The following is a 9,786-nucleotide window of genomic DNA, read 5'->3' as shown; positions in this document are numbered from 1 at the left end:
CATGATCGACAGCCAACGCTCTCGCGTCGTTGATGTTGAGGGGTTCATGTCGGGCCTTGGCATGGACAGTGAAACCGTTCAAAACGAAATTCAGGTGATCGCATCTCGAAGTCTGGCTCATAAAGTGGTCGATAAGCTTGGGCTAATGCGAGATGCCGAATTCAATTCGTCCTTGCGCGAGCCAGGCCTGTTGCAAACATGGATGACCTCTATCCTTGGAACGTCGGACGATGGCCTTGATGAGGAGGCGCGCTTTGAACGCGAGCGAATTGGCGTTGTGGATGCGTTGTTGGATCACCTGGATGTGACGCGGGAAAAACGTTCGCGTGTCCTTAATATAAAGTTCACAACGCGCACCGCGAAAAAAGCGGCGAAGATTGTGAATGTCTATGCCGATCTCTATCTGTTCGAGCAGCTGGAGGCAAAGTTCGAAGCCACAAGGCGTGGGACCGCATGGTTGAACGAACGTGTCGCGGATCTACGTAAAACGGTGGAGGCGTCGGAGCATGTTGTTGAAATTTTCCGTAAGAAAACGGGACTTATCCGTGGCACGAACACGACGGTTATCTCGCAGCAGATATCCGAGATCAATACGCAGCTTATCCTTTCCCGCGCGCAGCGCGCCGAAGCAGAGGCGCGGCTTCAGCAGGTCGAAGTCCTTGTAAGCTTGCCTGGGGGCGTCGAGTCGGCGGCCGAAGTGCTTTCCTCCCCCTTGATCCAGAAGCTTCGCGAGCAGGAAGCAGAAGTGCAACGCCGGGCTGCCGAATTGGCAAGCGAATATGGGGTGCGTCATCCGCGGATGATCAATGTTCGCGCTGAAACTCAGGATTTGCGGGCAAAAATTGCGGGGGAGGTCAACAAAATCGTCGAGGGCCTTCGCAATGAGGTTGGAGTCTCATTGGCACGAGAGAAGGCTATTAGCAGAAATCTTAAAAAGCTGAAAATAGAGGCTTCAAATACGAATAGCGCGGAAGTCCGTTTGCGTGTTTTGGAGCGTGAGGCAAATGCAAACCGCGCGTTGTTTGATACATTTTTGTCACGGCTTAAAGAAACCGCCGGACAGGAAGGTATTCAGAAGCCGGACGCGCGCATTATCTCGCGTGCTGATATTCCGATCGTGCCCTCTTTTCCAAAGATAAAACTTATTTTTATCATAGCGCTCGCAAGCTCGATTTTCATGGGCATCGGCGTGGCCTTTGTCATGGAGCGGCTGGACACCGGTTTTCGCAGTTCCGAACAGGTCGAAAGCATGACCGAAGTGGCGACGCTTGGGCTGATGCCAATGCTGTCCGGGCGCAATTTGAGTGAGGGTGGGCCTGAAGACTATGTGCTGGAACGACCATCCTCTTCTTTTGCGGAGGCGCTGCGGACCATCCATACAGGGTTCCTGTTGTCCGATGTGGACAACCCACCCAAGACCATCCTGGTCACCTCTTCCTTGCCGGGAGAAGGGAAAAGCACCATTGTGACCTCTTTGGCGCGAATGCTTGCCCGAAGCGGTCAGAAGATTCTGGTCATTGATGCGGACCTTCGGCGCCCACGGTTGCACAAGGCCCTTAGGTTTCCCATACAGCCGGGCCTGGTGGAAGTTCTATCCGGTGCGGTTGATGCCGATGGTGCCATTCGGCTTGATAAAAAAAGCGGCCTTCATGTCCTGACAGCAGGGAAGGGGGCACCCAATCCGCCGGAGTTGCTCGGTTCAGAGCATTTTCGAACATTGATAGGGTCGTTGAAAGAACGCTATGACCTTGTTCTGATCGATTCCCCGCCGGTTTTGGTGGTGTCGGACGCGCGGGTTATGGCAAATGTCGCCGACAAGACTATTTTTGTCATTCGATGGGTCAACACGCGACGCGAAGTCGCATCGATGGGCATCCGGCAGCTTACCTCCGGTGGGGCGAAACTTGCCGGTGCCGTGCTTTCGATGGTCAATGTTCGCAAGCATGCGCGTTATGGCTATGGGGATTCCGGCTATTACTATGGTGCCAGCCGGAAATATTATTCCGACTAGTCGGAGCAAAGGCTATGGACTGCCTGAAAATCGTTCGTCTTGCTATTGGCGCTGCTGCCATCTTTCTTGGGGGTGCAAGCCTTTATCTTTCGGCACCGGTCTTCGTCGGTGATCTTCTTCTGATCCCGGGAAACAGGGCTCTTCGCAACATTCAGGAACGCAAACCGGTTACCCCGAAAGGAATCGAGGTTCTAATCGCGTCGCGTCGCCACGCCTTGGAATGGTGGGATTCAGAACGGGTTTGGACGGATCTAGGTCTAGCCCATCTCATTTCCAGCGCCTGGGTAGATAAGCAACATAGACGGGGCGAGCTTCTGTCCGCCCGCGACGCCCTTCATCGCGGCCTTACCATGGCACCTGCCAGTCCGTATGTATGGACGCGGACCGCCTATGTGCATTATCTGCTGGATGGCGTTTCCGAGAAAATGACGCGTGCCCTGCGCATGGCGCTGATCACCGGGCCCCATGAACGTTTCATCGCACATGTGCGCTTTGAATTGGGGCTGCTTGCCTGGAACAAGCTTGGACATTCGGATCGCATCCTTGTCGAGAGACAGGCGGCAAGTGCATGGGGTTTTGATCCGGCCCGGGCTCTCACCATTGCCCGGGCGAGGGGGAAAACCGCCCTTCTGCGTCGCGCCCTGGAAAGCAACCCCGAACAACTCCGTTTCTTTGATCGCAGAATGAAAGAAGGCTAGGGCCGCTCGGTGTGGGCCTGGCTACTCCAGGATTGGGCGCAGGCGATCCCAAGTATGAAAGCATAGGTCGCGGCAACGGCAGGAATTTGCAGGGGGAAGTCAAACAGGGAATGCACCCCGACCAGCACGCTCGCCGCCAGCCCAATTGCGGGATAGGTTGTGTTGCGCCGTCGTCGCACGACGCCAAATCCGCAAAGCAGCATGCCGCCCGCTACGCTTAATGTGAGCAGGCTTGCTGCCGGGATCCCAAGTTCAAGCGCATTTTCAAGATAGGTGTTATGGGCCTGGTGGAAAATGCCGCCGATATCTTCCGTCTGGTAGAAGCGGAAAACTTCCTTGAAGGTGCCAAGACCCGTTCCGAGAAGTGGCGAATCCTGGATGGCGGCGACGGTTCTTTCGTAAACACGAAGCCGGTCCTCCTGGGCGAGGTTCGTTTGTTCGAGGCGGTCGCCCACCGCCTCGCCGCTCAACAGGAAGAAGAGATACCCGGTTGCAATCGTCGCCATGGCAAGCCCCGCCACCCAGCGCCTTGGTGCCGCATGGCCAAGCGCGATCGCGAGAAAAAATGTCATCAGTCCCAGAATTGTTACGAGGAAACCACCTCGAGACTGAGTAAGCAGCAAGGCCACCGCCAACAGGAACCAGGCGGCCAGCAGCGGCCAGCTACGACCGGCAAAATACTCGAGCAGCAAACGGCGTCGCTCCTTCGGGTGCCGCACGCCACTTATCGCGGTTCGCGCCTTTTGCCAGAGAAGCGCGGTTGTGCATAACAGGCCAAGCCCGGCATAAGCGGCGAAGTGATTGCGGACGACAAAGGTGCTGGTCAGCGACCAAAGGTATGTTTTTTTTTCGTACCAGAGAATCATGCGATCATTTGTGATCTCTACGGCAATGCCATAGGCTGCGTAAAGCCCGGCGACGATGGCAATCGTATAGAACGCAAAATGGGCGCGCCTCTCGTTGCGGCCAAATTGCAGGGCCAGCCAAAAGACACCTCCATAGGCCAGCAGGCGAACGATGCCTTCGAGCGTTTGTTGCGGGTTGATCGAGATGCTGCCAGTGACGACGTTCCCTAACGTTGCGGCGCTTGTCGTCCAAAAAGGATGATGCCATGCGCTTGGCATGAAAGAGGCCATCTGCAAAAATGCCCAGAGAATGGCCAGAAAAAAAGGGGCCAGAATCCACCATACATGGTGGGGATAAACGGCGGCGCCTCGCTTGCCAATTGCGATCTGCCCACCCCAAAATATCAGCATCAGTCCCACCCAAGACGCCATCAAGGCCCAGCTCCATGGGAAGACGGATGCAATCGGAAGGGGGGCAAGCGCAACCAGTGCGACAAGAAGAAGGAAAAGTGGCGACATATCCGCTGTCAAAAGTTGAAGGGGCCGGGTGACAGACATCTCTGTCTACACCGGGAAGCGTAGCACAAGGCGCGCTGGTTCCGTGACGGGTTTAACCATGCTATCGGTAACGTGAATGCGGGGCAGCGCTTTATTGCGATGCGCATATTTTAAGGGCGTGAAGGGGAGGGGCTTGTTTTGCACCAATCGTCTGAAGCCGTGGAAGCAATCATTCTGGCCGGAGGTTTTGGAACGCGGCTTCAGGGCGCCTTGCCGGACCGGCCGAAACCGCTTGCCGAAATTGGCGGCAGGCCGTTTCTGAGCCGTCTTCTCGATCAATTGGCAAAGGCTGGAATCCGGCGAACGATCCTTTGCACGGGTTACAAGGCGGATCAGATTGAAAAAACGCTTGGAGACTGTTTCGGCGGGCAGATGGCTTTGATTGCTTCCCGTGAAGAAGAACCGCTTGGCACGGGGGGCGCGCTTCGTCTTGCCGAAAGCCGGATGGAACAAAAACTTGCCTTGATCATGAATGGGGATTCATATGTCGCAACGGACCTTCGTCCGTTTATTTCCTGGCATTTGCAAGCGCATCATAAGGGGTCGCTTCTCCTTGTTAAGACCGATGATGTGGCGCGATTTGGTTCCGTTTCCATAGATGACGATGGGAAGATTACCGCCTTTGAAGAAAAATCGGATGCACACCAGGGCGGTTGGATTAACGGAGGCATTTACCTGCTATCAAGGGACTTGCTGCATGAAATTCCAAGCGATCGGCCTGTCTCGCTGGAGAATAAAATATTCCCGAAATGGGCGGCTGCTGGCCTCTTATACGGGTATCGGGCAGAGGAAAATTTTATAGACATTGGCACGCCGGAATCCCTGGCATCGGCAAGCGCCTTCTTCCGGTCATTGCGACAAGAGCCTAACGAATGAAACCCCTGATTTCCCATTTTCGGCACGTGACGCCGGAAGTCGCCTACGCGCTTGGCGGCAGGATATGGGCGGTCGTTTCCGGCCTTGTCATGCTCGCCCTGGTGGTGACATTCCTGTCCCCGGTACAACAGGGATATTATTATGCTTTTATCGGCCTGCTCCTGTTGCAGCAGCTTGCCGATGCCGGTTTTGCAATCGTTCTCATCCAGTTTTCAAGTCACGAATGGGCATGGCTGAAACGGGAGAAGGACGGAAAAATAAACGGGGATGCTGCCGCCCTTGCGCGCCTTTCCTCTCTGGTCCGGGTAAGCCTTTTTTACTTTTTCGCCGTCTCAACCTGCTTCGTCGCTCTTCTTGGCATCGGCGGCGATTTTTATTTTTCGGTGAGCGAAACCCCGGAAGTGGCATGGCGCCTTACATGGTGGCTGCTGACCATTTTGACGGCGGTCGCGTTGTTGACGTCTCCCATGCATGCCTTGCTTGAAGGGACGGGGCTTGTCTGGAAAAGTCAGAAAAATCAGTTAATCAGCGATGTTATCGGCGGTGTATCGGCCTGGGTAGCCATGATTTTTGGTGCCGAACTGATGGCCCTCGTTGTTCTGGTTGGGGTGCGTGCGGTTCTGCGCCACGTGCTTTCCTTGCCTGCCGTTCTTCCCCTTCTGCGCCTCGCCTTCGAGAAACATGCCCATCCGCCGGTCTCCTGGCGGCATGAGTTCTGGCCGCAGCAAAAACGCATTTTCACGAGCTGGCTGTGCGGGTTCTTTATGTTTCAGAGCTTCGTGCCCATTGTCTTTCAAATTCAGGGGGCGGTCGTGGCCGGCCAGCTCGGCGTCATGCTTCAGGCCTTTCAGGCGGTAAATCAGGTTGCCTCTGCCTGGCTGACGGCCGTGCAGCCGAAATTCGGGGAATTTATTTCGCAAAAAGATTTTTCCGGGCTTCGCAGGCTGGTTGCGAAGACGATCCGGCAATCCACCGTGACGGCGGTTGGGCTTGCAGTCGTTGGGCTTGGGCTCGTTTCTGTGATAAAGGCTTATTTGCCGGAATATGGTTTTCGTTTTGGCCCGATATTTCCCTTTATTGCCTTTGTCCTTGTTGCGATCCCCCTTCAAAAGAGCAATGTTGAGACGGTTGCCGTCCGGTTCGGCAAGGTTGAACCATTTGTGGGACTTTCGGCCAGCGCCGCTGTCCTTATGATAACGGGCACGGTTGTGGCGGCTTTGTGGTTTCCCATCGCTTACATCGCCTATTTTTTCCTGGCCGTTATTTCCCTTTATGTGGTGCCTGCTGTGCATCGGATCTATTTGAAATATTATTATCCAGGCAGAGAATCCATTCCCATGAAGAAATATTAAAAGAGAGATCATGAACGACGCGCAGATATCTGTGTATCAGCCCGGCATCGTGGCGGTTGTGGTCTTCACGCTGCTGGTGTTGTTCATTTGTTACCTGGATGGCCCGTTGTATGCGCTCTATGACATTACCGGCGGGGCCGTGCCACCCAATCTGTTGATTTTCCCGATGCTCTTTTTAGCTCTCGCCTTCTGGTATGTGGTGGGTGGGCACATTCGGCCTGAGGGGTTTTCCCGGGCCCTCCTGATCGCAAGTTTCTTTCTAATCTGGTGGCTGGTGCAGACCCTGTTTGGGATATCGGTCTATGTGCTCGGCTATCTGCAACTTGCCACCTTCGTCTGCCTTCTACCTATCGTTCGGGCGGCCTTCGCGACGGACCATGGTCAGGATTTGGCGGTTCTTCTTGGCCGGGCCCTCCTGATCGTCCATTATTTATTTGTTTCCTACATCGTGCTGACCTTCGCGCTCTGGCACCTTACCGACACGGATATCAGCATCGGTTTTTTGTTGAATCCTACGCCATTGCCGGAATTCTTCGATTACCGGCCGTCCGGCCTGTCACGCGAACCAGCCTTGGCCGCCATTACGCTGGCCACCACCTATCTTGGTATTTACTATTTACATCCCCGGAAACAAACCGGCGCGTTGATCGCAATGATCGTCGCCTTTGCGTTTATCCGTACGGGCACCTCAATCATCTTCCTTGCTGTCTTTTTGACCTTTATGGCTCTGGAGCAAAGGGAAGGAAAAACCCGCCTGGGCTGGACGATGTTTTTCGGCACCGCCGCCGTCGCGGTCATGTCCTTCGTGCTATGGGATCGAATTGGAGAGGTCGCGAGCCTCAGTGACCCATCGGCAAATATGCGCCTCGCATCGATTGCCATCGCCTTCGATGTGATCTGGCATGACGTTCTGTTGGGGGTAGGATATGGAAATTTTCAGGAATATGCGGCTTATGGGGCGGATTTCGATAATTTTATCGATCTCTTCCGGGCGGTTTTATACAAATCCGATCTTGCAATCCTCAATCTCTGGGCCGAAATGGGTGTCTTCGGCTTTCTGATAGCCTTTCTGTTTGCCTCTTCCTTCTATCATGCCAGGGCCCTGCTACTCATGATTTTGCCGGTCCTGATCCTGGTTCTGGCTGGGGGGCTCTTGCTGCCACAGCTCTTTGCACTGGCTGCTGTCGCTGGTGTGGTCGATTATCGAGCCTGTGAGGATGCCTAGGTCCAAGACAGATCAGGAATATCTATTTCCCAATATAGCGGCCATGACTCAAGGTTGGCGCGATGACGGAAAAAGCTGGCATCATTCCATTTTGGAGAAATGCTGGCTCCAGGCCACAACCTGTGCAAGGCCATCGTTCAGATCTGTTTTGGGCCGGAATCCTAGTGTTTGCGCTTTGGCCGGGCAGGCTAGGAAATGTCGTGGATCACCTTCCCGAATCTTCCCATTAAAGGTGATGACAGCATTACTGTCCCAGGTGTGAGCGAGAGCCTGGGACAAATCGGCGATTGTTGCGGGCGTCCCGCTGCCGCCGTTGAAAACGGAATGCAATTTGGGCGCTTTTTCGTAGGCTTCCAAGGCCAAATTCACGGCGTCGTCGATGAACAGAAAATCACGGGTTTCTCCGCCATCGCCAAACAATTCGATAGATTTTTCACCCGCGTTCATTCGCCGTGAAATATCCCAGATAATCTGTTTTTGCAGTCCAGGCCCATAGAGCGAAAAATAACGAATTACGATGGTGCGAAGGCCGTGTAAGGCGCTGGCCTGACAGCATAGCTCCTCAGCCATATGCTTGTGCCATCCGTAGGAAGAAACCGGCTTTGCAGCGTCGCTTTCCTTCAGCGCCACCGGCTCACGCACCCCGTACACGGCCGCGCTGGATGCAAGCAGCAGCGTTGCGTCCGGGGCGTGTAGGCGAAGAATTTCGCACAATATTGCGGTTGTCGTGACCATGTCATTAAAGCTTTGCAATGGGTTTTCAGCTGCCTGTCCGACAGAACCAGCGCCAGCGGTGTGAAACACAAGCGCGGGCGGTCCGAATTGGTCCAATAGGGCCAAAAGAGATCTCTCGTTTATGCCTGCATCGCTCCATCCTTTGCACGCAGGGGTGGCGGTCGAAGATGATGGCTGTGGTGAGCGAGACACGCCTACCACTTGCCAGTCGCGTGCGCCAAGCAAGCGTACCGCGTGTGATCCTAGGAATCCCGATGCTCCGGTTATCCAAGCGATGTTATTTTTTGTGGCCATGCTATTTGAGCCTATCGAAAATTATTCGGATTCAATTCAATCGCGTGCTGCATCTTTTAGCGCTGCGCACCATGTCTGCTTGAATTGGTCAGTATCGGGGACCGATAATCCGCCGGTTTTGCGTGCTGTGACAACCCGTTCAGTGGCATTCTTTAGCGCCGCCTTTATTGTGTCCGAATTTCTGTCCTCTAACCATAGAATGTTGGGATGATCGGCGTATTCCTGTACGGCCCAGTCAATGCGTGTGATCGCAACGATGCGTCCTGCCGCTAGGGCCTCAAAAAGAATGCCGCTTGTGCCGGGTCCATAGCTTTCCGCGTCATATGGAAGTACGACGATGTCGACGGAGTAGAGAAGTCTGGCAAAGGCGGTCGCATCCAAATGGCCACAGTGAAATCGCACCCTGGGATTGCCCTGCCATTTGTTTGTCAGGGATCGCATCAGTGCGATTTCTTCGGACTCGGCGGCATTCTCGGAAATTTGGCAATCGACCTCTGTTGAAGATTCACCCAGGGCCATTGCAATCACAGCACTGTAAAGCGATGCGCCTTTCTCAAGCCGAAAGCCTCCAAGCAAGCCTATGACGACGGAGTCTTCGGGTTTGCGCGTGACCGTTTCAACCGGACGGCGGGTGGGGATGGAAAGGATGGGACCGTCGACGCCAGTGCAGCCAAGCCAGTAATCCATGACGCTACGCGAATCAGACAACATGTAAAAAAAACGGCTTGGGGCCATCCATTTAATCACCGCATCAAGCAACCGTGCTTTCAAACCTCTTCGCCCTACAATGGCCCAGGCTTTGCGGCGCATCACAAACACACCGCGCCCTTGCCCTCTGCGTCGGCGCATTAGGGCGGCTGCGGCAAAGGCGATGAAGTCGCGAAATTCAGGGCCATGAAAGATCAGCAAAGTGGGCGTTGGGGCGTTTAAATAGCGCATGCTTACGCGAAACGTTGCCAAATATCGGCCAATGCGATTACCCCTTTCAATTGTTGGCACATCCGCTGGTGCATGAAGCTGCGGGTATCGGAATGGCGCGACCGTCACCGGGTTAAAATCGGCAAGTGCTGTTTCAAGCGCAAGAAGATAATCTTCTTGATGGCCGGTCGGGACTCTGCCCGTAAGAAAATCAGCTAGAACAATATTGCTATCGGGAATGTTCCGGCTCGGGTTTTTTGTCAATACAGCCATG

At 54.4% G+C, this 9,786-nt stretch carries 8 protein-coding genes; 5 read left to right on the top strand and 3 right to left on the bottom strand.

Annotated features, from left to right (window positions below; translation table 11 throughout):
* Position 1 precedes the first annotated feature (1 nt).
* A complete protein-coding gene (locus tag COA65_06910) occupies positions 2-2,011 on the top strand; it encodes a hypothetical protein (GenBank protein PCJ59157.1) in 2,010 nt (669 codons plus the stop codon).
* Positions 2,012-2,025: 14 nt separating this feature from the next.
* Positions 2,026-2,709 (top strand): hypothetical protein, encoded by a 684-nt coding sequence (locus tag COA65_06905; GenBank protein PCJ59156.1) that lies wholly within the window; start codon positions 2,026-2,028, stop codon positions 2,707-2,709.
* Here the strand turns inward: COA65_06905 and COA65_06900 are convergent.
* Entirely contained in the window at positions 2,706-4,112 is a 1,407-nt protein-coding gene (locus COA65_06900; GenBank protein PCJ59155.1) for a hypothetical protein, read from the bottom strand. The genes COA65_06905 and COA65_06900 overlap by 4 nt on opposite strands.
* Positions 4,113-4,250: 138 nt before the next feature.
* On the opposite strand from COA65_06900, the gene COA65_06895 reads away from it, so the two are divergent.
* Genes COA65_06895 through COA65_06885 form a run of 3 tightly spaced genes read left to right on the top strand, consistent with a single transcriptional unit; the run spans position 4,251 to position 7,565 of the window.
* The gene (locus COA65_06895) at positions 4,251-4,988 is read left to right on the top strand and encodes a galactokinase (GenBank protein PCJ59154.1); all 738 of its coding nucleotides are present in this window, start codon (positions 4,251-4,253) and stop codon (positions 4,986-4,988) included.
* Positions 4,985-6,340 (top strand): hypothetical protein, encoded by a 1,356-nt coding sequence (locus COA65_06890; protein ID PCJ59153.1) that lies wholly within the window; start codon positions 4,985-4,987, stop codon positions 6,338-6,340. The genes COA65_06895 and COA65_06890 overlap by 4 nt, the downstream gene beginning before the upstream one ends.
* 10 nt (positions 6,341-6,350) lie before the next feature.
* Entirely contained in the window at positions 6,351-7,565 is a 1,215-nt protein-coding gene (locus COA65_06885) for a hypothetical protein (GenBank protein ID PCJ59152.1), read from the top strand.
* A gap of 81 nt (positions 7,566-7,646) precedes the next feature.
* Here the strand turns inward: COA65_06885 and COA65_06880 are convergent, their stop codons facing one another.
* Entirely contained in the window at positions 7,647-8,594 is a 948-nt protein-coding gene (locus COA65_06880; GenBank protein PCJ59151.1) for a hypothetical protein, read from the bottom strand.
* Positions 8,595-8,630: 36 nt separating this feature from the next.
* Positions 8,631-9,785 (bottom strand): hypothetical protein, encoded by a 1,155-nt coding sequence (locus tag COA65_06875; GenBank protein ID PCJ59150.1) that lies wholly within the window; start codon positions 9,783-9,785, stop codon positions 8,631-8,633.
* Position 9,786: the final 1 nt, after the last annotated feature.

Source organism: Rhodospirillaceae bacterium, assembly GCA_002746255.1.
Classification (GTDB): Bacteria; Pseudomonadota; Alphaproteobacteria.
The sequence above is the reverse complement of the archived record's forward strand: the minus strand, read 5'-3'. Positions and strand labels throughout refer to the sequence as shown.